Genomic DNA, 24,397 nt, shown 5'->3' on the forward strand with positions numbered 1-24,397 from the left:
TTTACCCACTTATAAAACTAAAAACAATGGCTTACAATTTATTAAAAGGTAAAAAAGGAATTATTTTTGGTGCCCTTAACGAGCAATCCATCGCCTGGAAAGTGGCGCAGCGCTGCCACGAAGAAGGTGCCGAAATAGTTTTAACCAACTCGCCGCTGGCCTTGCGCATGGGCGAACTGAATAAACTTGCAGAGGAATGTAATGCCCCTGTTATCCCGGCGGATGTAACCAGCAATGAGGATGTAACCAACCTGTTTACCAAAAGCATGGAGCATTTTGGCGGCGGCGTTGATTTTGTTTTACACTCGATAGGTATGAGTGTAAACGTGCGCAAAGGCATTGCCTACACCGATAATAACTACGAATTTACCCACAAGGGGCTTGATATATCTGCGCTGAGTTTTCACCGCGTGCTGCAAACAGCCATGAAACTGGATGCTATAAATGAGTGGGGATCGGTTGTAGCGCTAACTTACATTGCCGCGCAGCGTGTATTCCCTGATTATAACGATATGGCCGATAACAAAGCTTATCTGGAAAGCATTGCCCGTAACTTTGGCTACCAGTACGGTGTTAAAAAACATGTACGTATCAATACCGTGTCGCAGTCGCCAACCCGCACCACGGCAGGTAGTGGTGTAAAGGGCTTTGATGGCTTTATCAATTATGCCGAAAAGATGAGCCCGCTGGGGAATGCCGATGCTAACCAGTGCGCTGATTACTGCGTAAGCTTATTTAGCGACTTAACAAAAATGGTTACTATGCAAAACCTTTTCCATGATGGTGGCTTCTCGTTCACCGGCGTTACTGCTGCTGTGATAGAGCAGATGGAAAAATAATAACAACCAGTATGTTCAAGGCTGACAAAATGCGAATTGTCATGGTGAGCCTGTCGAACCATTCAATACCGGCTAAGTCTTCGACAAACTCACACTAACTGTAAAACAAAAGGCCCCGATAATTATCGGGGCCTTTTGTTTTACAGTTAGATCTGCAGAATTACTGCTGCGAATCTATCAGTACGATTTTTACATAGATCGGGTCGGTGTCGTTTGGCGCACCCGAACCGCTCGACCTTTGTTTGTAAAGGGTTACATGGCCAGGGTTGTGGGTAAAGCTGAAGGCTTCTCCGTCAAAAGTTTCCGGGATCTGCTCCCATGGGTTATTACTGCCATAAGAGATATAAACCAATACAGCGCCGTTCTCGTTGTAATCATTATCAAGCTGGGGAACATTCAGGTCTACCGATAAGGTATTCGCATCAAAGTCCGACCAGTCGTTTGAGTTTACAGTTTTAACAACGGTAAAATTGTTGCTGGGGCCAATAACGGTTTCTTTTTTGCACGAAGCAGCAGTCAGTAAAATAACCGACACGCATAGGATAGATAGTAGTTTTTTCATGTGATAATTATTTGTTTGATCATAAAACCGGCTATGAACCCTATCATAACGCTTTTATAATGTGTTTATATATAGAAGACGCTATATTTTGAAAAAGGTTTAAATAACTAACTAATTAGTTTTACATTTATTTTTTAATGAAGAGGTTTTTGGCAATGCTTTTTTTTATCCCGTTTGCCTGCCATGCGCAGGTAAGTATAACGGGTAAGCTGGTTAACGCTACAGATAAAAGTGATGTAGCCGATGCCAGTGTATTTTTAAGCAACGCAACCATAGGCAATAAGTCCGCCGGCGACGGCTCTTTTATACTGCGTGGCGTTAGGCCGGGCCAGTACGAACTGGTTGTAACCGTTGTTGGTTATGAAACCTACCGCCGCGACGTGTTGGTCGCCAGCGACAACATCAGTTTACCTGCTATAGGTTTAACCCCTAAAGTAACAAGTTTGGCAGAAGTAAATATTACGCCCGACCCCGAGTGGGAGCGAAACTACGATGTATTTAAAGAAGAGTTCCTGGGCACTTCTGCTATGGCCCTGCGGTGTACAATACTTAACCCCGAAACCATTGACCTGGAGTGGGACAAAAACGCGCTGCAGTTAACAGGGTCGTCATCCGGTTTTGTGGAGATAGACAACAAGGCTTTAGGCTACCATATTAAATATCTTTTATCGCGGTTTATAAAAGACTCGAAGATCAGCCTGGTGTATTACGAGGGTTCGGCGTTATTTGAAGAAATGAAAGGTACGGCCAGGGAAAAAGAGCGCTGGAAAAAGAACCGCCGACTGGCTTACGAGGGATCGTCTATGCAGTTTTTACGCGCCGCGATAGGTAATAATATAACGGGTTATGGCTTTGAAGTTTTAAGGCTGATCAGAAAGCCTAACCCCGACGCCAAAGGTTTTAACGACAAATACATCCAAACGTTGGTAAATGCACCGCTAACCCCGGCTGATTTTACGGTTCGCACGGATAAGAAAGGCCTGTTCGCGTTGAAGTTTACCGATTGCCTGTATATTATGTATACCAAAAAGCGCGAGGATGACCGATACAACAGCACCTACCGGTTGCTGCATATGCCAAATTACTTAACAACTATAGCATCCTTTACCGGGCCTTACGCGTTATTTGATACAAATGGAGTAATACTAAACCCCTCTGCAATAACTTTTGAAGGCAATTGGGGCAAAAGCCGTGTTGCAGAAATGTTACCTGTTGATTATACACCCAAGGAGAAGTAATGGTATATTAGTTTTCAGCTTATTTATGAAACATTTTTTATTCGTTTTATTGCTGTTTCCTGCCGTGTGTTTTTCCCAGGTTAATATCAGCGGAAGGGTTGTTGACGCTGCCGATGGTAAACCCATACCTGATGCCAGCGTGTTTTTAAATAATGCAACTATCGGCACAAAATCTGGCGATGACGGAAGATTTGCGCTGAACAAGCTAAGCGCCGGCCAATACGATCTGATAGTAAGGGTGATAGGTTACGAAACTTATCGCCAAACCATTATGGTAAATGGTGATGTCAATCTCCAGGATATTAAATTACTGCAGAAAACCATGGTGATGAACGAAGTGGTTATAGCCGGTAAAGACCGTAAGCGAGCTCGAAAGATCAGGATGTTTAAGGAGCAGTTCTTAGGCAGGTCGGCTTTTGCAAGGCAATGCACTATATTAAATCCGGAAGAGCTGATTCTGGTTTTTGGCAAGCACGAAGACGTGCTCACCGTTCATACCAACAACTTTTTAGAGATTGATAACGATGCACTTGGCTATAAGCTGAAATATCTGGTCAACAACTTTGTTTTAGACCGGCTTACCCTTAACGTAAGTTATGAAGGCGACGTATTATTTGAAGAAAAACCAGGCACGGCCGAGCAAAAGGAAAAATGGGAAAAAAACCGCCGCCGTACTTACTTTGGTTCGCCAACGCACTTCTTAAGGCAGGTGCTCGCCGATAAGGCCGACGCCAATTACATGGTGCGAAGTTTTTGCATAAAAAAAATAGATAACGGAAAAGTTTTATACGATACTTTGGCGCCGGTGAAATACGTGCGCAAAACAGACCGCAGGGGAGTGTTCGCGTTGAGTTACCCCAGTGGTATTGATATTTTTTACTATGGCCCCGGGGTAGCGCATTCGCTCCACTATGCAAACGGAACAGAAAAAGGTAACCGAGGCCAGGTGGCGGGCATTCAGTTTATTGATGAATATCTATATTTTGATACCCGCGGTACCATCCTTAACCCTACCGGGGCGCTGTTTAATTACCAGTGGGGAAAAAGCCGGGTAGCCGAGTTGCTACCGTCTGATTATTGGCCGGCCAGCTAAAACTTTCATATATTACGTAAATGAAACACGTCCTCATAATACTTTTTTTATTACCCCTTACTTGCCTCGCGCAATTTAAAATAAGCGGGAGGGTAATAAACGCAACCGATGGTAAACCTGTGCCCGATGCCAGTGTGTTCATCAATAATACTTCGGTTGGGGCTAAGGCGGGCAGCGATGGTTCATTTACTTTGCGCAACCTAAACCCCGGCCAGTATAACCTGATAGTTAGCGCTATAGGTTACGAGCGCTTTAGCAAAACCATATCTGTCGAAAGGGACATAACAATGGATGATGTTAAACTGCTTCCTAAATTAATGATGATGAACGAAGTAGTTATAGCCGGTAAAGACCCGTACCGCGCCCGCAAGTTAGCTATGTTTAAGGAGCAGTTTTTGGGCAGGGCGCTTTTTTGGCGTCAGTGCACTATTATTAATCCTGATATTTTGAAGCTAACGTTCAGCGATCATCAAAAAATTCTTACTGCAAGTACCAACGATTTTTTAGAAATTGAAAACAATGCCCTTGGCTACAAATTGAAGTACCTCTTAAATAGTTTTACGCTAAACAAACGGGCGTTGAATATGGCTTATGAGGGTTTTGTGCTTTTTGAAGAGAAACAAGGTACAGCAGAGCAAAAGGCTGAATGGGAAAAGAACAGGCGGAAAATTTACTATGGTTCGCCAACGCATTTTTTACGCACATTACTGGCGGGTAAGGTCGATTCTGATTTTATGGTAAGGCCATTTTGTATGAAGCATGTCGACTCGGTAGAAAGCGGGCACCCTGATCCTTTAACCGGTGTTTACAAATATGTACGCATGCCCAGGTACGACACCTTGAAGACCAACAGCTATGTGCACCGTACCGACAAGCCGGGAATATATGCCATCGGTTACCCTGAAGATCTGGATATATTTTATTATAAGCCCGGGGTAAAGCATTTTAGGGATAACCAGGGAAATGAGTTTGGCAACAGGGGGCAAATAGGCAGTATAGACTTTATCGACAGGGACTTACTTTTTGATCTTAACGGCACCATATTAAACCCTACAGGCGCATTTTTCAGGTACAACTGGGGGGTAACCAGGATGGCCGAACTATTGCCGATTGATTACCGGCCACCCCTCAGGGATATTGACCCGGCCAAAAACCATTAATTTGAATGAGATATAAATAAAACGCTTTCAAAGTTTATGAAGTACTTACTCATCTTACTGTTATTATTCCCTGTTACTTGCCTCGCGCAATTTAAAATAAGTGGCCGTGTTATTAACGCAACCGATGGTAAGCCCGTACCCGATGCCAGCGTGTTTTTAAATAACGAAACCATCGGCACAAAGTCGGCAGGCGACGGAACCTTTATTTTGAGCAATTTGACTACCGGCCAACATGATCTGACGGTAAGCGTGATAGGGTATGAAGTGTATCACCAAGCGCTGATGGTAAAAACTGACCTGGTTTTGCCCGACATAAAGCTTCCGCCAAAAACAACCATGCTGGGTGAAGTAAAGATAGAGCTTGACCCCAGGCGCGAAAAAAAACTAAAGGAGTTTACGCAGCAATTTCTGGGATCATCAGCCTATGCACGGCAGTGCGAAATATTAAATCCTGATGTTTTAACACTAAAGTACAACAGGGACGGCAATGTGCTTACCGGTAGTTCTGATGATTTTTTGGAAATCAATAATAACGCTTTGGGATATAAGTTAAAATACCTGATAACCCGGTTTGTGGTGGACAGAAATGAAAATAAACTTATATATGAGGGAGCTGTACTGTTTGAGGAACTGGATGGCAATGATAACCAGGTTAAACAATGGAAAAGCAACCGGATGAAGGTTTACTACGGTTCGCCAACGCACTTTTTGCGCGAAATACTGGCCGACCGGGTAGATAGCGGTTACTCGGTAGAAACCAAGAAGATCATTAGCAGTTACGTAACCGTAAAGGGGTTTACCGGCAACAAGAGCACCTCGCGCACTGCTTTGCAGCCCGCAGATTATGTACACCGTACCGATACTGCCGGCATATTTGCCCTGGGTTACAATACCCCCCTCGAAGTATATTACAAACCTCGCAAAGCCAGGGGCAAGGCAGCAAACACGCACCCGCAGTATGCAACAATTGGCTTTATAGACCCATACCTTTATTTTGACGGTAACGGTACAATTTTAAACCCGATGGGTGTAGTATTTAACTATGCCTGGGGAAACAGCAGGGTAGCGCAGCTATTGCCAATAGATTACTGGCCAACTGAAAATTAAATGCCAGGCACAAAAAAAGCCCGCTTGCATAACAGGCGGGCTTCTTATTATTAAGAGTAATTACTTCTGTTCTTCCTCTTCTTTTGGTTTGGCGTCATCGTTCTTTTTGTCGATAACCTTTATTTCGTTGGTTTCTTTGTCGTAATCAACCATCAGGGTATCGCCTTCGGTAAGTTCGCCTTTCAGTATCTCTTCGGCAATCGGGTCTTCCAGGTATTTCTGGATGGCGCGTTTAAGCGGCCTTGCACCAAACTGCGAATCGTAACCCTTTTCGGCGATGAACTCCTTGGCAGCTTCGGTTAGTTCTATTTTGTAACCAAGGCTGTTCACCCTGCCAAACAGGAAGCCCAACTCGATATCGATGATCTTGAAGATCTCGTCTTTACCTAATGAGTTGAACACGATAACATCATCAATACGGTTTAAAAACTCCGGCGCGAAGGCGCGTTTTAAAGCATTTTCTATCACGCCGCGCGAATGGGAATCGGCCTGAATAGCTTTCGCGCTGGTTGTAAAACCTACGCCCTGGCCAAAATCCTTCAGCTGGCGTGCGCCGATGTTGGATGTCATGATGATGATGGTGTTCCTGAAATCAACCTTGCGGCCCAGCGAATCGGTCAGCTGACCTTCATCCAATACTTGCAGCAGGATGTTGAACACATCCGGGTGTGCCTTTTCTATCTCATCCAGCAATACAACGGCGTATGGTTTGCGGCGCACTTTTTCGGTAAGCTGCCCGCCTTCTTCGTAACCAACATAGCCCGGAGGCGCACCCACTAAGCGTGATACCGCGAATTTTTCCATGTATTCGCTCATATCAATTTGTATCAGCGCGTCTTCGGTATCAAACATAAAACGGGCAAGCTCCTTAGCCAGTTCGGTTTTACCCACGCCGGTAGGGCCCAGGAATATGAACGAGCCTATAGGCTTTTTAGGGTCTTTAAGGCCGGCGCGTGTACGCTGTATGGCGCGTGTGAGCTTTTTAATTGCATCATCCTGGCCAATAATTTTACTGCCAATAGTTTCGCTCATGGCAAGCAGTTTGGTGCTGTCGGCCTGGCCAACACGCTGTACCGGTATGCCGGTCATCATGCTCACTACCTCTGCAACATTATCTTCGGTTACGGTGTAACGTTTAGATTTTGTTTCGGCTTCCCACAGCGATTTGGCTTGTTCAAGCTCTTCAAGTAAATGTTTTTCAGTATCCCGCAGTTTTGCAGCTTCCTCGTATTTCTGGCTGCGTACAACTTTGTTCTTTTCTATTTTTATCTGTTCGATCTTTGCCTCTATATCCAGGATTTCCTGCGGAACATGGATATTGGTCAAATGCACACGCGAACCCGATTCATCCAAAGCGTCGATAGCCTTATCCGGTAAAAACCTGTCGGTAATGTAACGGGTAGTTAAAGCCACGCAGGCATTAATAGCTTCTTCGGTGTAAGTTACACCGTGGTGCTCTTCGTATTTTTCTTTAATACGGTTAAGTATCTCTACAGTTTCGTCGGGGGTGGCCGGTTCAACCATCACCTTTTGGAAACGGCGGTCCAAAGCGCCGTCTTTCTCAATATACTGGCGGTATTCATCCAAAGTGGTTGCGCCGATGCATTGTATCTCGCCACGCGCCAGAGCGGGCTTAAACATATTCGAGGCATCAAGCGAGCCTGACGCGCCGCCTGCGCCAACTATAGTATGTATCTCATCGATAAATAAAATTACATCCGGCGATTTTTCAAGCTCGTTCATTACGGCCTTCATACGTTCTTCAAACTGGCCGCGGTATTTTGTTCCTGCCACAAGCGAAGCAAGGTCAAGCGTAACCACGCGTTTGTTAAACAATACACGCGATACCTTGCGCTGTACAATACGCAGGGCAAGGCCTTCGGCAATGGCGCTTTTACCAACACCCGGCTCGCCTATCAGGATAGGATTGTTCTTTTTACGGCGCGATAATATCTGCGATACGCGCTCTATTTCCTTCTCGCGGCCAACTATAGGGTCAAGCTTGCCTTCTTCGGCGGCCTTTGTCAGGTCGCGGCCAAAATTGTCAAGTACCGGTGTTTTTGATTTAATGTCAGATACCTTTTTAGGCTGGGTGAACGAGTCGTCTTCCTTAAAATCGTCGTCGCCACCGGTTGATGATCCCGGCATTTCGTCGGTAACATCATTTTTGTTGGATTCAACCTCACTTTTAAATACCTCGTAGTTTACATTAAACTGCATCAGTATCTGCGAGGCAATGTTGTCCTCGTCGCGCAGGATAGACAGCAGCAGGTGCTCGGTGCCTATCACATCGCTTTTAAAGATCTTAGCTTCAAGGTATGTTATTTTCAAAACCTTTTCGGCTTGTTTGGTTAACGGGATACTGCCTATATGTACATTGGTGCCAATTGTTCCTTTTACAGCATCCTCAACAGCACGGCGTAGTTTAGCGGTATCAACGGTTAGCCCTTTTAATAATTTGATTGCCACACCATCACCATCGCGGATGAGGCCAAGTAAAAGGTGCTCTGTACCAATATAATCATGCCCAAGGCGCAACGCCTCTTCCCTGCTATACTGTATCACATCTTTAACCCGTGGCGAAAATTTAGCTTCCATATATACCTTTCTGATTATGATCGTCCTAATCTATAAATTTGTTTTTACCTGTCAAGACGATTGTTATAACATTTATCAACAATATTGCCAACTTTTTTGCTTTACCGGAAACAGACAATTTTATGATAGATAGTCTGTTAAAATAAACTTTTTATGGCGAATTAATGCCCCACAAACAACCTGAGCAGTAATTATAAACGGTTAAACTTATATTATTTGATATGTTGGGCACCAAATAGTTTAACCTGATTACGGGTATTGCGCAACTATTATAACAAAGCAGGGCAAATAGTCACTGTTTATGACAATACGGCATGCTTGTGTATGATAGTTTGATAAACCAACCCGTTGTTAGCAAACCAACCAATTTACAATGAAAGATACAAGTTAACAGATGAATTTGTAGTGAAAATTATCCACCATTCCACATTTCAAGTTATATATTTGCTCTTCCTAAGTACAAAGCATAACATTTTATGGCAGACGAGAAGATCATTTTTTCGATGGCAGGGGTAAGCAAAGTTTATCCGCCGCAAAAAACAGTGTTAAAAAATATTTACCTGTCGTTTTTTTACGGCGCTAAAATTGGCGTTATCGGGTTGAACGGTTCGGGTAAGTCCTCGCTGTTGAAGATCATCGCGGGGATTGATAAAACCAATATTGGCGAAGTGGTGTTTTCGCCGGGCTACACCGTGGGTTACCTGAGCCAGGAACCCGAGCTTGATCCTGATAAAACCGTAAGGGAAATTGTGGAGGAGGGCGTTGCCGAAACTACCGCGCTGCTAAAGGAATACGAAGAGATAAACGAAAAATTTGGCCTGGAAGAGTATTACAGCGATGCCGATAAAATGGATAAGCTGATGAGCCGCCAGGGCGAGTTGCAGGACAAAATAGATGCTGTTAACGCCTGGGAGCTTGATGTAAAGCTGGAGCGCGCCATGGATGCACTGCGCTGCCCCGAGCCCGATACAAAAATTTCGGTACTATCGGGCGGAGAGCGCCGCCGTGTGGCTCTGTGCCGCCTGCTTTTGCAGGAACCTGACGTGTTACTGCTTGATGAGCCTACCAACCACCTGGATGCCGAATCGATAGACTGGCTGGAGCAGCACCTTAAACAATATAAAGGCACCGTTATTGCCGTAACGCACGACAGGTACTTTTTGGATAATGTTGCCGGCTGGATACTGGAGCTTGACCGTGGCGAAGGTTTACCCTGGAAGGGAAATTATTCTTCATGGCTCGAACAAAAATCTAAACGTTTGGCGCAGGAGGAGAAAACCGAAAGCAAACGCCAGAAAACCCTTGAGCGCGAGCTGGAATGGGTGCGCATGGGCGCTAAAGGCCGTCACGCCAAATCAAAGGCACGTTTATCAAACTACGACAAGTTAGCATCTGAAGAAACAAGGGAACGCGAAGAAAAGCTGGAGCTGTTTATTCCGCCCGGCCCGCGTTTGGGCAATATCGTTATCGAGGCCAATGGCGTTACCAAAGCCTACGGCGATAAGGTGTTGTTCGAAAACCTAAACTTTTCGTTACCGCCGGCGGGTATAGTGGGCATTATTGGCCCCAATGGCGCGGGTAAAACTACGCTGTTCCGCCTGATAACCGGGCAGGACCAGCCAGATGCCGGTACCTTCCGCGTAGGTGATACCGTCGCGCTCGGTTATGTAGACCAGATGCACGACGACCTTGACCCTAACAAATCTGTTTGGGAAAACGTAACCGACGGGCTTGATAATATTATGGTGGGTAACCGTCCGCTAAATTCCCGTGCGTACGTATCTAAATTCAACTTTAACGGCGCCGACCAGCAAAAAAAGGTAGGCGTACTATCCGGCGGTGAACGTAACCGCGTGCATTTAGCCATCACGCTAAAAAAAGGATCGAACGTATTATTGCTGGATGAGCCGACCAACGATATCGACGTAAACACCTTACGTTCGCTGGAAGAAGCGCTTGAGAACTTTGGCGGCTGCGCGGTAATTATCAGCCACGACCGCTGGTTCCTGGATAGGGTTTGTACCCACATCCTGGCGTTCGAGGGTAATTCGCAGGTTTACTTCTTCGAAGGCAACTACAGCGATTACGAAGAAAACTACAAAAAACGCGTTGGCGATGTAGCGCCTAAGCGGATTAAATATAAAAAGCTAACGGTGTAGCACGAAGCAAGACAACAAGAATCAAGATATAAGATATAAGATATAAATAAGCCCGGCTGCGCAAGCAGCCGGGCTTATTTATATCTTCGCCCGTCATTGCGAGGTACTAAGCAATCTTTTCACATGTAAAGCGGCCTGCGAGGTCAGGAGATTGCTTCGTACCTCGCAATGACGGTTTCGGTAGCATTTAATTCACACCTTCAACACTGGATACTTTCTTTTATACACTCTAAAGCACATCCAAACACCAGCGCCTGCCAGTATCAACACCCAAAGGTTGGCCAGGCCAAGTATCAGTTCGGTAAACAGGTACCAGCCATTAGCAAAGGATTGCAACAGGCGGGTGAAAAAAGGCATTTTATACGTCGAAAGGTCATCGTTAACTATGATCTCTTTATAGATGGTATTGCTTTGATAAAAGTTAAGGCTTACAACGCTGTAGTTTACCGCTTCATCAATCTTTTCATTATTTATCTGGCCGTCTACCATATCGTCTTTTAGCCATAACACAGCTTCAGGGTTTTTTATCTTTATTTTACCCGTCTTTTGCTGCGCTACCATTTCCCTGCGGTTCTTCAGCTTTAGTTTAGCCGACAAATAATCAAGCGATTTATCTTCGATATCCATTTGGCGCGAGGTAATGTAGATCCCCATATGACTCACATGGTTCATAAAGTCTTCCAGCTTTTCTGAGGGTATTTTCACGGTCATTTGGGAAGTAGTATTAAATGCTGATACCCGCATCACCGAGTCGTTATTCAGCTTTACGTCCTCGCTACGTTCGATCGACGAACCCATTTGATGATGGACGACCATGCCGTTAAGCCTGGCGGTAAGATGCGCGATGGAATCGCCTGTTTGCTGTACGTTCTTTACTTTAAAACGTATATCGGCAGTTTTTACAAGTTTTGGCGTTACGTTATTTACGGTGTCGCCTGCGCTGGTAATGGCTGTTGTATCTGCGCTGTTATTGGCAATTTCATAACGGCCTTCCCTCCCTTTACATGCTGCCAGCAAGGCTATGCCTGCTATCACGATAATGATCTTTGCTTTCATGGTTTTAATTGTTTTTTTTATTGATACCGGCAATGATACGATGGTAACCCAGCCAGGGCTTGATATTCAAAATGTTACATTGGATACGGTTAGCATGAACCAGAACGCGCCCTTACATTCAAAAACTTAATTCGTTGCGGTCTGTTCTATAAGCAAATCAGATAATATGAACGCATATCAGCAAAAATGGATAGATGTGTTGCAGGCCGCCGGACTTAAAGACTGGAAGATAGAGGCCCGCGGAGAAGATATAGCGGTGGATATGCCGCACGTGACCGACCTGAAATTAATAAGGGATAATTTACCCGCCACACTGGGGGCGATAGCGCTTGATATAAACCTTCCGCGCGAACGTGTGAAATTTATCTTTCATAACGGGTACGAGAATTTCGAGTACGTTTTAAACCCAAACGAAGCGGATTTGAACGCCGGATAAGGTCAGATCCTGGCCTTTGTGGCAAAGAATGTTACACACAGGCCCATGACTGCAATAAGGGTAAAAGACGCCCGCAGCGTGGCAATGCCTGCTATAAAGCCAATTAAAGGCGGGCCTATTAAAAAGCCCAGGAAACCAATGGTTGATACGGCCGCCAACGCTACCCCCGGCGACATGGTTTTGGATTTGCCCGCCGCGCTGTAAACCAGCGGCACTACAGATGATACGCCAAACCCAACCAATAAAAAGCCGAACAGGGCGGTATATAAATATGGCAGCGCTACCGCGGTAAGCAGACCGGTTGCAGTAAGCAGCCCGCTGATCTGCAGGGTACGTTTTAAACCAAACCGATGGGCAAATTTATCGGCAACAAAACGGCCGGTAGCCATGGTAAGCATAAAAGCGGTGTACCCGGCACCCATTAAGGCGCTTTGCGCAAGCACTACCTTTTTAAAATAAATAACGCTCCAGTCAAACATGGCGCCTTCGCATATCAGCGAGCAAAACGCTACAATGCCCAGTTTAATAAGCGAGTTATCGGGCATTACAAATACCGGCCCCGCGCTGGCAGGCTTATCATTCTTTAAATACCTGGATGTAAAAATCACCGCGACAATAATCACCGCCATTATAAGACTGAAATGCTTAAACGGGATAACCTGTTTACCGATCATGAACGTGCCAATGGCCGCGCCGGTAAAACCTGCCAAACTCCACAGCCCGTGGAAAGAGGCAAGGATAGGCCTTTTATAAAGTTCTTCGGCGGCAACGGCCTGGGTGTTTACAGAAATGTTTACCGCATTGCTGGCAAACCCAAATACCAGCAGGCAAACAATCAGCTGTACCGTGTTCTGGGCCGCACCCAGCGTTACAAGCGCCAGGCTGTAAACGGTTAATGCGCCTATCAGCAGGTTGCGACTGCCTATGCGGGTGATTACCCAGCCCGAAAACGGCAGCGAACACATAAGCCCCACCGGAAGCGCAAATAACACTCCGCCAAGCCCCGCATCACTTAAATGAAGGTTTTGCTGTATGGTTGCAATGCGCGATGCCCAGCTGGCAAAGCATAGCCCTGTCATGAAAAACATGGCACCTACCGCTAAACGCAGGGTAGTCCTCGAGAAATTATATGCTTTGGTTGTAGCTTCCAAATACGGTCAATTACTTAGTGTTAAATCAACACTAACGGCAAATATAACTTATTTAGCAAACTATTATGCCGGCATAAAAACGTTTATCACATTTTTATGCTGAAACTGCCCGATACGGTTTTATCAGCCCCATTCGAAATATCTATAAGATCGCCCGTAAACGTGCCGGCTATAGTCCCTTTATTACTTCCGGATACATTATACTGCGTCACAGTTACCTTGCCTGCATCGCCTATCAAGGCGGTACCAGCCGCTAAGGCACTAATGTCGAAAGTACCGGTCCCGGTTATAGGCGCCATCAGTGTGAATAAGTTTGAGGCATCTGTTCCGCCACCAATTTGCACAGCGCCATCCGGAGGGAACTGGTCAGCCGTATAAACCTGGAACACAACGTTGCTTTTTAAGGTTGTTGTTTTACCGTCAATGGTGTAGGTGATGGTACGGCCGCTTGCTGTATTGCCATTATTATTGCCGTCGTCAACGCCCTCGTTGGCAACCGTTCCTTCAGGATAAACTGGCGCATCAAGCTTACAGCCGGCAATTGCCGAGATCAGGAGCAGGAAAAATATTGCTTTGGTAAAATTTTTAATCATATATAAATCAGGGGGTAAAAAAGTCCATTATACGAAGCAATATACCACTAAGTTTTAATTATTAATAAATAAAAATAACGGTTAACAATCGCCGTCGGGGCCGCAGGTTGGGCCTTCTGCCACGTTTGTTATTTGTCGCTCACCAGGCCACTCGCCAAAGGCTTTTTCGAGCGTTTGGGTAAACACCGGTACCGCCTGCGCGCCGGATACCGCGTATTTGCTGTTCATTACAAAAAAAGGTACGCCTTTTATACCCAGGTACTGGGCTTCAGCAATGTCGTGCTTCACTTCGTCGGCATAGGTATCGGCAGCAAGTACCTGCTTTATTTCAGCGGCATCCAGGCCGATAGCCGTACCCAATTCTACCAGCGTATCGGTATCGTCAATATTTTTACCATCGGTAAAGTAGGCCTTAAACAACGCTTCTTCGGCAGCATCACCCAGGCCGTGCTTTTTAGCCAGGTGACTAAAACGATGGGCGTTAAAACTATTAGCGACAACAGCACTGTCCATGTGATAGGTAAGGCCAACCTCTGCAGCCATTTCGGTAACATGATTGTTCATTTGCTGCGCGTAGTCGAGCGTCCAGCCTTTGGCGTCGGCAAGGTATTGGTTGATATTAACGGATGGGTCGGTTTCCATATCCGGGTTAAGCTGGAAGCTTTTCCACTCTATCTCTACCTTATCCTGGTGTGCAAATTGCTGTAAGGCATCTTCAAACCGCCGTTTGCCTATATAGCAGAACGGGCACATTACATCGCTCCAGATCTCAACTTTCATCATTTTAAAATTGGTATAAAGGTAAGGCAATAGAAGTGTGATCGCGTAAGCGTAAAGTAAAATCTGGATCGGTGTGACAAGGGGCCATTGCGTGAGCGGGGGTAGTGAGGGATCGAAGCGAAGTCGTTAGGTTTGTACTACGGATGAGCGTTAGTCCGCTCAATTGCCGCGGAGGGCTGTTACTTTGTCTTGATACAAAGTAACCAAAGATCAAGTCAGCAAAAAGGCTTCTTTGCGCACATGGTCTTTGCCCCGCAAAGCAGGCAGAACCACGGGCTGCAAAATCTTGCCCCTATTTCGTTCGCACTTGCCCCTGCGCTTCAGGCAAGTATTGCTATGCCCTTGCCTCCGCTCCAGGCCAACATCGTTCTGCCCGCTTTCGCCCGAAGCTGTTTTGCTGACGCGGAAACACAATCCCACACGTCATTGCGAGCGTAGCGTGGCAATCTTCGATAGAAAAGTCAGCCGCAAGAAAAAGCACTGCCTTAACAACACCTTCAAACTGCGGCATTGGCCTGTTCGGATAGCACAGGCATTGCCTTAGCAAACCCTTTCGCAGAACAGGACGCAGCCGCGACTTTTCTTTGATCACTTTCTTTTGAGAGAAAAGAAAGTGACATCCACTGACGATTCATCAACTCACTACCATTGCTAACGAAGAACAGATAAAGTGTTGTGCTTTCATGAACGCTGGTCCGCTCATTGCCGCGGAGGGCTACTTCTTTTGTCTTGATACAAAAGAAGCAAAAGATCAAGTCAGCAAAAAGGCTTCTTTGCCGCACAGGGCTTTACCCCGCAAAGCAGGCAGAACCACGGGCTGCAAAATCTTGCCCCAACTTCGTTCGCACCTCGCCCCTGCGCTTCGGGCAAGTATTGCTATGCCCTTGCCGCGCTCAAGGCCACCATGTTCTGCCCGCTTTCGCCTGAAGCTGTTTTGCTGATGTGGAAACGCAACCTCTAACGTCATTGCGAGCGTAGCGTGGCAATCCACGATAGGTTACCCACTGCCTTAACGCAACCTCAAACTGCGGCATTGGCCTGTTCGGATAGTACAGGCATTGCCCTAGCAAACCCTTTTGCAGAACAGGACGCAGCCGCGACTTTTCTTTGGTCACTTTCTTTTGAGAGAAAAGAAAGTGACATCCACTGACGATTCATCAACTCACTGCCATTGCTAACGAAGAAGAGATAAAGTGTTGTGCTTTTATGAGCGGACTAAGGTTGCAGATGCACAACCCACCACTATAAATTCCGGTTTGCTTCACCTTACTTCCCGGTCGTATCCCGCTCTACCAGGTCCATACCGCATTTGCTGCAGGTGCCGGGCTTGTCTGAGGTTATATCGGGGTGCATGGTGCAGTAGTATTTACCTTTTGGCGTGGAAGTTTCTTTGGCATCTTTTTGTGCCGGACTGCTGCAGGCACCTGCTCCGAAGAGCAGGCCTGCAAATGCTATGATAAAGAGCGTTTTTTTCATGATCTATTTGTTTTTAATAAAGGCGGAAAAGCCAAATAATGATACCACCAGCACACCTAAAGCGGCCAGCATACTTACAATATCGCGAATGTTTTTGCCCGCCCAGCTCATGCCGAAGTATTTGTGTAAAAATATAAACGAAAAACCTTCGGCGCGGTCAATGCCGGCAACTTTTGTGGCCGGCTGCGACGTGGTAGTTTCTATGTACCAGTTCTCGCCGGTAGGGTAGGCTACCTTTTGCACCGGCAGGCGCTTGTTTATAAACCCGTACTCGTTATCAAACTGGCGTACCTGGGTTATGTTAACGGTTCCTTTAACCTTTTTAGCACCCGGTTTGCCACGGTAAAAGTTAGCCAGCCAACGGGCATACTGCGTGTCGCCATCTGTCAAAAGGGTTCCGGTTTGGGTGTTGTAATAAGTGATGTTCTTTTTAAAATCGCTTACCTGGTACCAGGTGCTATCGTTGAATTTAACCAGGTTGATATTTTTAACCGAACTATCAGCATACGGCAACGCCAGGTTAGATACGGTAAGGTCTTTACCGCTGATCACCTGGGTGTAACTTTTTTGTTCGGGCCCGATGTTATGCAGCTTTACCGCCAGGTGAAACGCCGCGCTGATAACGAATGTTAACATCACGAAGGAAACTATTAACCCAATTTGCCTGTGAAAACGGTGTACAAAGCGGTTATCCTTGCGATTGCCTGCCTTACGGTTTTGCTGCGCTGCCTTAAACTTTTTCCAGAACAGCCCGTAAATGGTCAACCCGCTTAGCAGCGATAAGAACATGATGCTTACAATAACGAGCAGTACAAGTACACGGACCTGGTCGCCTGCAATATCCGCCAGGAATTGCCATGTGTGCATCTGCTCAAAAACAGCCAGCATAACCTTGCGGGTATTGTTATTAAACGTACCCATGCGGCTTTGCCCGGTCTCGATGTAAACATCCATACCGTTCGGCGTATCAAAGGCTACCTTCCAAACGGGCAGCAAGCGGTTAATGGGCTGATAATGGCTGTCAAAGGTTTTTTGCAGACTGATGGCTTTTATTTTTGATGTGCTATCCTGTGTAAAATAACGGGCCAGGTAAGTGGCATAAAGCTTATCGCCGCCGGGTAGCAATACGCCGGTATTGGCCGAATAGTAATTATATGTGCTATCTGTACCTAAAACCTGGTAATAGGTGTCTTTATTAAAACTGATCTGCCCCGCATTGATAAAGCTATCAATGCTATTTTTATTAAGTACCTGCTGTAAAGATAGCGCCGGTTTTGTTTTAGCCGGGGCAGGTTTGTAAACCTCCTGCGCAATTACCGGCCTGAACCAGTTTGACATAAAGGGGTGCGACAGGCCGCTCAGCGTCCACATGATAACCGGTACCAGGGCCGTTAGGCCGAGGATGCGGTGCCATTTATAAAAATTTTGTTTTGCTGTTGCCATGTTAATTTTTTGCAAATGAATAACTGATGCCCAGTGTGTAAACCCTTGGCGGCGCGGCGGTATAGGTATCGCCATACTGGTTGCTAAGCACGGTTGTGGCGTAAAGCTTATTGGTTACATTTAATACGTTAAGCCAAATGCCCGCGCCTTTTAGCGCACCGCTTTTTATATCAAAACCGGTACGCACGTTAAATATATCGTAACCCGAATAGCTTTTGGTGTTGGCCGGGTTGGTAAAGTACTTGTTGATGTGCTGCCACTCGCCGGCCAGCCGGAAACCGTTGATGTACGCGGGTTTATAAGTAAGCTCAGAATTAGCTATCCATGCCGGGGCGTTGTTCATGCGGTTGCCGTTGTAAACTTTAACGGTGCTGGTGCCGGTGCTAAAGTTTGTGGCCACTTCGCTATAATCCACGTAGGTGTGTTTGGCATTGGTGCCGCTAAACCTGAAGCTTACTTCGCTTACCGGCGCATAAGCAACCGAATACTCAACACCCCTGTGGCGGGTTGCGCCCGCATTTTGATTTTGGGTAGTGTTATCGGGCAATAGCTGGTTAATGATCTCGTTACGGCCTTCCAGGTCGTACAGGGTAACCTCTAAGTACAGCTTTTTGTTGAGGCCGGTAAACCAGCCGCCCGCCTCGTAATTATTAAAGGTTGCTTGTTTTAGCGGGGTTAGCTGGCGCGCGCTGTACAGATCGCCGGTTTCGGGCGGCTGAAAGCCCACGCTGTAATTGGCATACAAGCCTTTATTGTTGCCAAAATTGTAGGTAAGGCCAAGCTTTGGCGCTACAATATTAAAATCGTTTGTTTCCTGCTGTTTGTATTTGCTGCCCGTGGCAATGCCATTGGCAAAGTTATAATGGATGCGATCGTACCGAAGGCCCATTACAATGCGCAAAGGCTCGGCAGGTTTCAGTTCGTACTGCGCATACGCGGCCGTGTTGAACAGCTTTATGCGATAGTTATCAATATAATTACCCGTATTGGTGTAGCCGGTGTAAGTGTTGGTAGCTACATCCTTTTGGATATCCAGGAACTGGGCGTAATAACTGCTGGGGCTGTTATCGGCATAAACCCCAACAATTAACCTCGAATGCAGGAAATCTATATCCTGCCGGTGTTGGGCAAGCAGGCCCAGGCTGTGAAAACGCTGGTCGTTCTCCTGCCCGTTCGAGCTTAGGTAGTTACCGGCGTTATCCCTCACATCAGATATGTAATAGCTTGGCAACTGAGCGGTAGAGTTATTGCGGTAAAACAGGGTTAAGAAAGTGCTGCTTTGCGTGTTCCAGGTATGCTCAAGCCGGGTGTTGGCCCTAAACGCCTTTACCTTACGATAGGTAAAGCGCTGGTTTGCGCCGTACATTCGGCTGTAAAACTTAGCGCTATCCAAAGCGCCGGGGGTTTGGGTATTCAGGTAATTATAGGCGGCAGACGCAGTTAGTCGGGTGGCGTTGTTAAAATCGTAAGTGGTTTTAAAGTTGCCCGAGTATTTATCAAAGTCGCTGTAGTCCTGCCAGCTGTCGCGCTGTTTGGCTATATAGCCGCCGGCATACAGGCCAAATTTGCCTGTGCTGAAACCGCCATCGGCATCAACCCGGCGGTAGTGGTAATTATCGCCCCGCACAGATATATTGCCTGCATAAGCCGCTGGCGGGCCTTGTGTAATAAAGTTGACAGCCCCGCCAATGGCATTGCTGCCGTAAAGTGATGAGGCCGGGCCTTTTATCACCTCGATATCGCGCACACCGCTCATGTTGATCTCATAAAGCGAGTTGTGGTTAAAAATCCCGGTAGGGCGTATAGGCAGCCCATCTTCCATATATAAGTACAAAGCGTTATAGGTAATTGGCTGGCGTATAGCCATAGTGTGCTGCTCGTTCCCCAGGTCAACCATGTAAACACCAGTCACCTTGTTCAATAACTGGTAAAGCGCGGTGGCTTTGGTATCGTGTATCTGGGTAGCGTTTATTTTACTGATGGCGATGGGCGCGTCCTGCCGGGCCTGGCGCTCCCTGCTGGCAGATATCACCACCTGTTGCAAATCGATGGTTAAAGGCTCTAAAGCTATCTGTATCGGGGCGCTGCCCGCAAGGGTGTAGGTCTTGTCGGCAAAGCCTATCATTCTAAAGCGCAGTGTTTTAACGCTGTCGGCTGATAATGTAAACAGCCCTTTTGTATTGGTGGTGGTAAGCAATTGGCCGCTGGTGGCATTGCTTACCATAACGCCTGCAACAGCTTCGTGTGTTCGGGCATCGATAACGGTTCCGTGCGGTGTGCTTTGGCCAAAACATATGGCGGGCGCAAAGCACAGCAGGATATATAATAATGTAGAGAGTTTCATAAAAACGGGAAACTTGCCCTTTTGCGCAGGGCATTAACAAATTACAGCGCATGCCAATGCATAGCAGATACAGGCCTTTAAGCGGGTATCGTAAACTGTATGAATAAATAAGTTGTTTTTATGAAAGCCGGGGCGGCTGAAAGATATTGCGCGATTGCTCGGGCAGGTGGATACGGTAGTTTGGAACTTTGGTAACCGATAATAAAACCTGGTAAAACTTAACCGTAGCGGGTTGGGTGCAAAATGCTTCCTGAAACAGGTTTTTTTGTGCCTGGCGTTCTTCGGTGTTTTGTTTTTCCTGGGCCTGCTTTATCTTTTTCATGAAATAGCACTTGCCGTTGCAATGCAGCTGGGGCTTATCACGGTTTTCACAAAGTTTTGTCGCGATGTAGTTCCTGTTCAGCTCAAAACCCGCGTAAATAAAAAAACGCGAAAAATTGGCCGATACCAGTGATACAATTAATAAGTATGCGGTAAAACGTTGTAACATGCGGCGCAAAGATACGTGTAGTTTGTAATAAATGCTACCATTATAACGGCAAAAGCCCCCGACCGGTTGGCGGGGGCTTAAAATATTTGCGGATGGCCTTGATTACTTATCGCGTTTAACAACAAAATGCGAGCTGCTTCCGCCAAAATCGATATCCATCGCGCACGAATCGGCATAGGCTTTACCCTTATGCGGATAATCGGTGCCCGATACGTTTACGCTGAACGAGAACTCGTCGCCTTTAATTTTACCGTTATCAATGGGTACCTCGCCCATTTGAGAAGTTGCCGTGCCGGTAAGTTTTTCGCCGTCAACCTTAAAGTCGTACGATACCGCTATAGCGTTGCCATCCGGAGTGTTTAACGAACCGGTCCATTTGCCGTTAATATCAGCATAAATTGCCGCCAAACATACCATAAAGCAGCAGGATAACAGGGCTGTTGTAAAAATTTTTCTTTTCATGCAGGGTTATATTTTATAATCCTAATATAGGGTTTTATTGGTACAAAATAAACGCCCTTACAATTTAGTGCATACAATTATAAAAAAAGGCGGAAGGTTCACCACGCTCTCCCGCCATCAAAAAGCAATGGCAATTAATTATTCAAATTTATCAGCCACTACTTGTATCTTCCCGTTTAAGCCAACGGCTTCAAACGTAAGGGTAACCTTTCCATCTTTACCTTCAATGGTCACGGTGATGTCTTTGTCGTCTCCGCCGTCGCCGCTCACAATACTCTTTACAACCATTTTGCCCTCTTTATAAGGCACTTTCCAGTCGCAGGTTTTCGAGGTTATCTTGCCGGTCATTTTATGATCTTCATCCCCCGGCACAATGGTAATATCAGTACTGCTGATGGTGATAACAGCCGTTTCATCTTTTGTTTTAGATATGTTCCCGTTCTCATCAAAGTGGGTGGTTTTTGACGACGTAAGGGTTACCGTTTTGTCGCATTGCGCATAGGTTATGGTGGTGCCTGTTATTACCAGAAATAAAGCTACCAGTGCTGTTTTAAAAATTTTTCGTGTTTTCATTTTATGGGATATAAAGGTTAATTATTCAAATTTATCTGCTACTACCTGTATCTTGCGGCCAACCCTTTCTTCCACCTCGAAAGTGAGGGTTACTTTACCATCTTTGCCCTCGATGGTTACGGTAGCATGCATCTCATTGGTACCATCTTTACTCACCGTGGCTTTGATAACCGATCTTCCTTCTTTATAAGGTACTTTCCAATCGCAGGTATACGAGGTGATCTTGCCTCCCAGTTCATGGTCGTTACCCGGTACAATGGTCAGGTCGGTTTTGGTAACTGTAATTACGGCGCCTTCATCTACCGTGCGGGTTATGGTGCCTTTATCGTCAAGGTAGTTTGTAGACGATGCGGTAAGGGTAACTGTTTTATCGCATTGCGCTAATGCTACCCGGTGGCCCGCCACTGACAAAAAGCCGGCGAGTATAGTGCTTACTAAATAAAATTTCGTTTTCATTTTATGTGATGATTTAATTTTCTGTAAAGATATATGTTTTAAATAGTAATATGCAATACATAGTACTATTTATTTAATTATATAATTGAGATTTATTTACTTTCTTCAAATACAAGCGGATTGCCCCCGGAAAAACACGTAATTTTTTCAGGAATTTTCAGGAATTTTTAAGTTGAAGCCAATATTTTACCATGCACAAGGTTCGAATTTTATTTTTTAAGGTAAAATATGGGCATTATTTGGTAAAAATATGGCATCACGACGGTAAGTATTCCTGTACTTTTGGTTAGCTTTAAAATTCAAACAATTTATTGCCCATGAAAAAGTTTTGCCTGGTAATTCTAACCTCGTGCAGTCTTACTGCCTTTGCCCAAAAACAAGATTATAATATAAAGCCTCTGGCCTTTACCAACGTAAAACTGACTGATCATTTCTGGACACAGCGCATCGAAACCAACCGTACGGTAACTATACCGGCATCTTTTGCCCGTTGCGAGAGCACAGGCAGGGTAAAAAACTTTCAGATGGCGGCCGAACGCAAAGGCAAATTTTGTACGACTTACCCGTTTGATGATACCGATATTTATAAAACCATAGAGGGTGCATCGTACTCGTTAGCCCTGCATCCCGATAAAAAGCTTGATCGTTACGTAGATTCGATGATCACCATCATCGGCCGTGCGCAGGAACCCGATGGCTACCTGTACACCGCCCGTACCATCGACCCCTTGCATGTTGGCCCCTGGCTGGGTACCGAGCGCTGGGTTAAGGAGCAGGAAAACAGCCACGAATTATATAACGCCGGGCACATGTACGAGGGCGCGGCAGCCCATTACCTGGCTACCGGCAAGCGTAATTTCCTCAATATCGCCCTAAAAAACGCCGATTTGCTGGTACGTACCTTCGGGCCGGGCAAAAGGCATGTAGCCCCTGGCCACCAGGTGGTCGAGATGGGTTTGGTAAAGCTGTACCGCATTACCGGCAAAAAAGAATACCTGGACCTCGCCAAGTTTTTTATAGACGAGCGCGGACATAAGGAATACAACAAAAAAAGTAAAAGCGTTTATGAAAACGGCATTTACTGGCAGGATGACAAACCCGTAATTGATCAAACCGAGGCCGAAGGCCACGCTGTACGGGCCATGTACCTGTACTCGGGTATGGCGGATGTAGCTGCGCTAACAGGGGATAAACAATACCTGACCGCTATAGATAAGATATGGGATAACATGGTGGGCAAAAAAATGTACGTACAGGGCAGCATAGGTGCCGTTGGCGATGGCGAACGCTTCGGCGATAACTACGAATTGCCAAATGCAACCGCTTATAACGAAACATGCGCGGCCATTGGCAACGTATTCTGGAACCAGCGCATGTTTTTGCTGCACGGCGAATCGAAATATATTGACGTACTTGAAAAAACATTGTATAACGGCCTGATATCGGGTGTAGGGCTGGATGGTAAATCGTTCTTTTACACCAACGCCATGCAGATCCACGATAATTTTAACCATCCTGATATCGAGCGGGAGCGCGCGGGTTGGTTTACCTGCTCGTGCTGCCCCACCAACGTGGTAAGGCTGATGCCGTCTATCCCCGGCTATATTTACGCCCAAAACGGCAAGGATGTGTATGTAAACCTTTTCATCAGCGGTACAGGCAATATGAAGGTGAACAATAAAGACCTTAAGATCGTCCAGCAAAACAACTATCCGTGGGAGGGCGGACTGGCCTTTACCGTTGAGCCGGCAGGAACTATGGATATGAACCTGAGAATACGTATACCCGGATGGGCGCAAAACCAGGCTATCCCATCTGACCTATACAGCTATCAAGCCCCTGTAAACCAAAAAGTAGAAATAAAGCTTAACGGCAAGCCGGTTGAGTATCAAATGAGTAAAGGCTATGCAGTGATCAGCCGCAAATGGAAAAAGGGCGACAAGATAGACATGACCCTCCCCATGAATGTTCAGCGGGTTATCGCCAGTGATAAGCTCCAGGAAGATGCCGGAAAAGTGGCCCTGCAGCGCGGCCCTATCATGTATTGCGCCGAATGGAAAGACAACGGCGGCAAGGTAGCTAACATTATCATCCCGCAAAACACAACGTTTACCACCGCTTACGACCCCAGCCTGCTTAATGGCGTAACTGTGCTGAAAGCCGAGGTAAAAAGCGTAAATATTGATGAAAAAGCGCAAACGGTTTCTACCGTTGCTAAAACCATGACCGCCATCCCTTATTACAGCTGGGCTAATCGAGGCAAGGGCGAAATGACAGTGTGGTTTCCAGAACAGGTAAAATATATTGAATTGATATCAAAGTAGTTGCTAAAACCGTAGTTTTGACAGTAAACCAATAGCGTTTAATACGTCACCTAAAAT

22 protein-coding genes are annotated in these 24,397 nt (G+C 46.1%); 8 read left to right on the forward strand and 14 right to left on the reverse strand.

Going from position 1 to position 24,397, the window contains the following annotated elements; translation table 11 throughout:
- Positions 1-26 precede the first annotated feature (26 nt).
- Positions 27-839, forward strand: a complete 813-nt coding sequence (locus HDC91_RS18680) for an enoyl-ACP reductase (RefSeq protein ID WP_129876133.1) — start codon at positions 27-29, stop codon at positions 837-839.
- Between the two features lie 160 nt (positions 840-999).
- Here the strand turns inward: HDC91_RS18680 and HDC91_RS18685 are convergent, their stop codons facing one another.
- Positions 1,000-1,401: a hypothetical protein gene (locus tag HDC91_RS18685; protein WP_183554798.1), complete on the reverse strand. Its 402-nt coding sequence runs from the start codon at positions 1,399-1,401 to the stop codon at positions 1,000-1,002.
- A 137-nt stretch (positions 1,402-1,538) separates the two neighbouring features.
- On the opposite strand from HDC91_RS18685, the gene HDC91_RS18690 reads away from it, so the two are divergent.
- From HDC91_RS18690 to HDC91_RS18705, 4 genes are read left to right on the forward strand one after another with little or no spacing between them, the layout of a single operon-like run.
- Positions 1,539-2,639 carry a carboxypeptidase-like regulatory domain-containing protein gene (locus tag HDC91_RS18690; RefSeq protein WP_183554800.1) on the forward strand — a complete coding sequence of 367 codons (1,101 nt, stop codon included), beginning with the start codon at positions 1,539-1,541 and terminating at the stop codon, positions 2,637-2,639.
- Positions 2,640-2,664: 25 nt separating this feature from the next.
- Positions 2,665-3,732 carry a carboxypeptidase-like regulatory domain-containing protein gene (locus HDC91_RS18695; RefSeq protein WP_183554802.1) on the forward strand — a complete coding sequence of 356 codons (1,068 nt, stop codon included), beginning with the start codon at positions 2,665-2,667 and terminating at the stop codon, positions 3,730-3,732.
- A gap of 20 nt (positions 3,733-3,752) precedes the next feature.
- Positions 3,753-4,892, forward strand: coding sequence for a carboxypeptidase-like regulatory domain-containing protein (locus HDC91_RS18700; RefSeq protein ID WP_183554804.1), 1,140 nt, complete (start codon positions 3,753-3,755; stop codon positions 4,890-4,892).
- A gap of 36 nt (positions 4,893-4,928) precedes the next feature.
- Entirely contained in the window at positions 4,929-5,999 is a 1,071-nt protein-coding gene (locus tag HDC91_RS18705; protein ID WP_183554806.1) for a carboxypeptidase-like regulatory domain-containing protein, read from the forward strand.
- Positions 6,000-6,059: 60 nt separating this feature from the next.
- Here HDC91_RS18705 and HDC91_RS18710 read toward each other — a convergent pair whose 3' ends face one another.
- Positions 6,060-8,597, reverse strand: a complete 2,538-nt coding sequence (locus HDC91_RS18710; protein ID WP_183554808.1) for an ATP-dependent Clp protease ATP-binding subunit — start codon at positions 8,595-8,597, stop codon at positions 6,060-6,062.
- A gap of 476 nt (positions 8,598-9,073) precedes the next feature.
- On the opposite strand from HDC91_RS18710, the gene ettA reads away from it, so the two are divergent.
- Complete coding sequence (gene ettA / locus HDC91_RS18715; protein WP_183554810.1) at positions 9,074-10,756, forward strand: energy-dependent translational throttle protein EttA; 1,683 nt, start codon at positions 9,074-9,076, stop codon at positions 10,754-10,756.
- A gap of 192 nt (positions 10,757-10,948) precedes the next feature.
- On the opposite strand, the gene HDC91_RS18720 is transcribed toward ettA, so the two are convergent.
- Positions 10,949-11,812: a DUF4349 domain-containing protein gene (locus HDC91_RS18720; protein WP_183554812.1), complete on the reverse strand. Its 864-nt coding sequence runs from the start codon at positions 11,810-11,812 to the stop codon at positions 10,949-10,951.
- A 166-nt stretch (positions 11,813-11,978) separates the two neighbouring features.
- Here HDC91_RS18720 and HDC91_RS18725 point away from each other — a divergent pair, with 166 nt between their 5' ends.
- The gene (locus tag HDC91_RS18725; RefSeq protein WP_183554814.1) at positions 11,979-12,248 is read left to right on the forward strand and encodes a hypothetical protein; all 270 of its coding nucleotides are present in this window, start codon (positions 11,979-11,981) and stop codon (positions 12,246-12,248) included.
- 2 nt (positions 12,249-12,250) lie between these two features.
- Here HDC91_RS18725 and HDC91_RS18730 read toward each other — a convergent pair whose 3' ends face one another.
- The 11 genes from HDC91_RS18730 to HDC91_RS18780 form a co-directional block, all read right to left on the reverse strand.
- Positions 12,251-13,399 carry an MFS transporter gene (locus HDC91_RS18730; protein WP_255476795.1) on the reverse strand — a complete coding sequence of 383 codons (1,149 nt, stop codon included), beginning with the start codon at positions 13,397-13,399 and terminating at the stop codon, positions 12,251-12,253.
- A gap of 86 nt (positions 13,400-13,485) precedes the next feature.
- The gene (locus HDC91_RS18735) at positions 13,486-13,992 is read right to left on the reverse strand and encodes a hypothetical protein (RefSeq protein ID WP_183554816.1); all 507 of its coding nucleotides are present in this window, start codon (positions 13,990-13,992) and stop codon (positions 13,486-13,488) included.
- An 81-nt stretch (positions 13,993-14,073) separates the two neighbouring features.
- Positions 14,074-14,775, reverse strand: coding sequence for a DsbA family protein (locus HDC91_RS18740; RefSeq protein WP_255476796.1), 702 nt, complete (start codon positions 14,773-14,775; stop codon positions 14,074-14,076).
- Positions 14,776-15,523: 748 nt separating this feature from the next.
- Positions 15,524-15,739, reverse strand: coding sequence for a hypothetical protein (locus tag HDC91_RS18745; RefSeq protein WP_183554818.1), 216 nt, complete (start codon positions 15,737-15,739; stop codon positions 15,524-15,526).
- A gap of 299 nt (positions 15,740-16,038) precedes the next feature.
- Positions 16,039-16,248, reverse strand: a complete 210-nt coding sequence (locus HDC91_RS18750; RefSeq protein WP_162430789.1) for a heavy metal-binding domain-containing protein — start codon at positions 16,246-16,248, stop codon at positions 16,039-16,041.
- 3 nt (positions 16,249-16,251) lie between these two features.
- Positions 16,252-17,691, reverse strand: coding sequence for a PepSY domain-containing protein (locus tag HDC91_RS18755; RefSeq protein WP_183554820.1), 1,440 nt, complete (start codon positions 17,689-17,691; stop codon positions 16,252-16,254).
- 1 nt (position 17,692) lies between these two features.
- Positions 17,693-20,035 (reverse strand): TonB-dependent receptor, encoded by a 2,343-nt coding sequence (locus tag HDC91_RS18760; protein ID WP_183554823.1) that lies wholly within the window; start codon positions 20,033-20,035, stop codon positions 17,693-17,695.
- Between the two features lie 118 nt (positions 20,036-20,153).
- A complete protein-coding gene (locus HDC91_RS18765) occupies positions 20,154-20,525 on the reverse strand; it encodes a hypothetical protein (RefSeq protein WP_183554826.1) in 372 nt (123 codons plus the stop codon).
- A 102-nt stretch (positions 20,526-20,627) separates the two neighbouring features.
- Positions 20,628-20,987 carry a glycoside hydrolase gene (locus HDC91_RS18770; protein ID WP_162430793.1) on the reverse strand — a complete coding sequence of 120 codons (360 nt, stop codon included), beginning with the start codon at positions 20,985-20,987 and terminating at the stop codon, positions 20,628-20,630.
- Between the two features lie 138 nt (positions 20,988-21,125).
- On the reverse strand, positions 21,126-21,560 hold the full coding sequence (locus HDC91_RS18775) for a hypothetical protein (RefSeq protein WP_183554828.1): 435 nt from the start codon (positions 21,558-21,560) through the stop codon (positions 21,126-21,128).
- 21 nt (positions 21,561-21,581) lie between these two features.
- Positions 21,582-22,016: a hypothetical protein gene (locus tag HDC91_RS18780; RefSeq protein WP_183554830.1), complete on the reverse strand. Its 435-nt coding sequence runs from the start codon at positions 22,014-22,016 to the stop codon at positions 21,582-21,584.
- Between the two features lie 317 nt (positions 22,017-22,333).
- On the opposite strand from HDC91_RS18780, the gene HDC91_RS18785 reads away from it, so the two are divergent.
- Complete coding sequence (locus HDC91_RS18785; protein ID WP_183554832.1) at positions 22,334-24,340, forward strand: glycoside hydrolase family 127 protein; 2,007 nt, start codon at positions 22,334-22,336, stop codon at positions 24,338-24,340.
- The last annotated feature ends 57 nt before the right edge of the window (positions 24,341-24,397 follow it).

The sequence above is a fragment of the Mucilaginibacter sp. AK015 genome, from assembly GCF_014200785.1.
Taxonomy (GTDB): Bacteria; Bacteroidota; Bacteroidia; order Sphingobacteriales; family Sphingobacteriaceae; genus Mucilaginibacter.

Coding starts and splice junctions, on each gene's coding strand:
- HDC91_RS18680 (WP_129876133.1), top strand. CDS start 27: ATGGCTTACAATTTATTAAAAGGTAAAAAAGGAATTATTTTTGGTGCC.
- HDC91_RS18685 (WP_183554798.1), bottom strand. CDS start 1,401: ATGAAAAAACTACTATCTATCCTATGCGTGTCGGTTATTTTACTGACT.
- HDC91_RS18690 (WP_183554800.1), top strand. CDS start 1,539: ATGAAGAGGTTTTTGGCAATGCTTTTTTTTATCCCGTTTGCCTGCCAT.
- HDC91_RS18695 (WP_183554802.1), top strand. CDS start 2,665: ATGAAACATTTTTTATTCGTTTTATTGCTGTTTCCTGCCGTGTGTTTT.
- HDC91_RS18700 (WP_183554804.1), top strand. CDS start 3,753: ATGAAACACGTCCTCATAATACTTTTTTTATTACCCCTTACTTGCCTC.
- HDC91_RS18705 (WP_183554806.1), top strand. CDS start 4,929: ATGAAGTACTTACTCATCTTACTGTTATTATTCCCTGTTACTTGCCTC.
- HDC91_RS18710 (WP_183554808.1), bottom strand. CDS start 8,597: ATGGAAGCTAAATTTTCGCCACGGGTTAAAGATGTGATACAGTATAGC.
- ettA (WP_183554810.1), top strand. CDS start 9,074: ATGGCAGACGAGAAGATCATTTTTTCGATGGCAGGGGTAAGCAAAGTT.
- HDC91_RS18720 (WP_183554812.1), bottom strand. CDS start 11,812: ATGAAAGCAAAGATCATTATCGTGATAGCAGGCATAGCCTTGCTGGCA.
- HDC91_RS18725 (WP_183554814.1), top strand. CDS start 11,979: ATGAACGCATATCAGCAAAAATGGATAGATGTGTTGCAGGCCGCCGGA.
- HDC91_RS18735 (WP_183554816.1), bottom strand. CDS start 13,992: ATGATTAAAAATTTTACCAAAGCAATATTTTTCCTGCTCCTGATCTCG.
- HDC91_RS18740 (WP_255476796.1), bottom strand. CDS start 14,775: ATGATGAAAGTTGAGATCTGGAGCGATGTAATGTGCCCGTTCTGCTAT.
- HDC91_RS18745 (WP_183554818.1), bottom strand. CDS start 15,739: ATGACGTTAGAGGTTGCGTTTCCACATCAGCAAAACAGCTTCAGGCGA.
- HDC91_RS18750 (WP_162430789.1), bottom strand. CDS start 16,248: ATGAAAAAAACGCTCTTTATCATAGCATTTGCAGGCCTGCTCTTCGGA.
- HDC91_RS18755 (WP_183554820.1), bottom strand. CDS start 17,691: ATGGCAACAGCAAAACAAAATTTTTATAAATGGCACCGCATCCTCGGC.
- HDC91_RS18760 (WP_183554823.1), bottom strand. CDS start 20,035: ATGAAACTCTCTACATTATTATATATCCTGCTGTGCTTTGCGCCCGCC.
- HDC91_RS18765 (WP_183554826.1), bottom strand. CDS start 20,525: ATGTTACAACGTTTTACCGCATACTTATTAATTGTATCACTGGTATCG.
- HDC91_RS18770 (WP_162430793.1), bottom strand. CDS start 20,987: ATGAAAAGAAAAATTTTTACAACAGCCCTGTTATCCTGCTGCTTTATG.
- HDC91_RS18775 (WP_183554828.1), bottom strand. CDS start 21,560: ATGAAAACACGAAAAATTTTTAAAACAGCACTGGTAGCTTTATTTCTG.
- HDC91_RS18780 (WP_183554830.1), bottom strand. CDS start 22,016: ATGAAAACGAAATTTTATTTAGTAAGCACTATACTCGCCGGCTTTTTG.
- HDC91_RS18785 (WP_183554832.1), top strand. CDS start 22,334: ATGAAAAAGTTTTGCCTGGTAATTCTAACCTCGTGCAGTCTTACTGCC.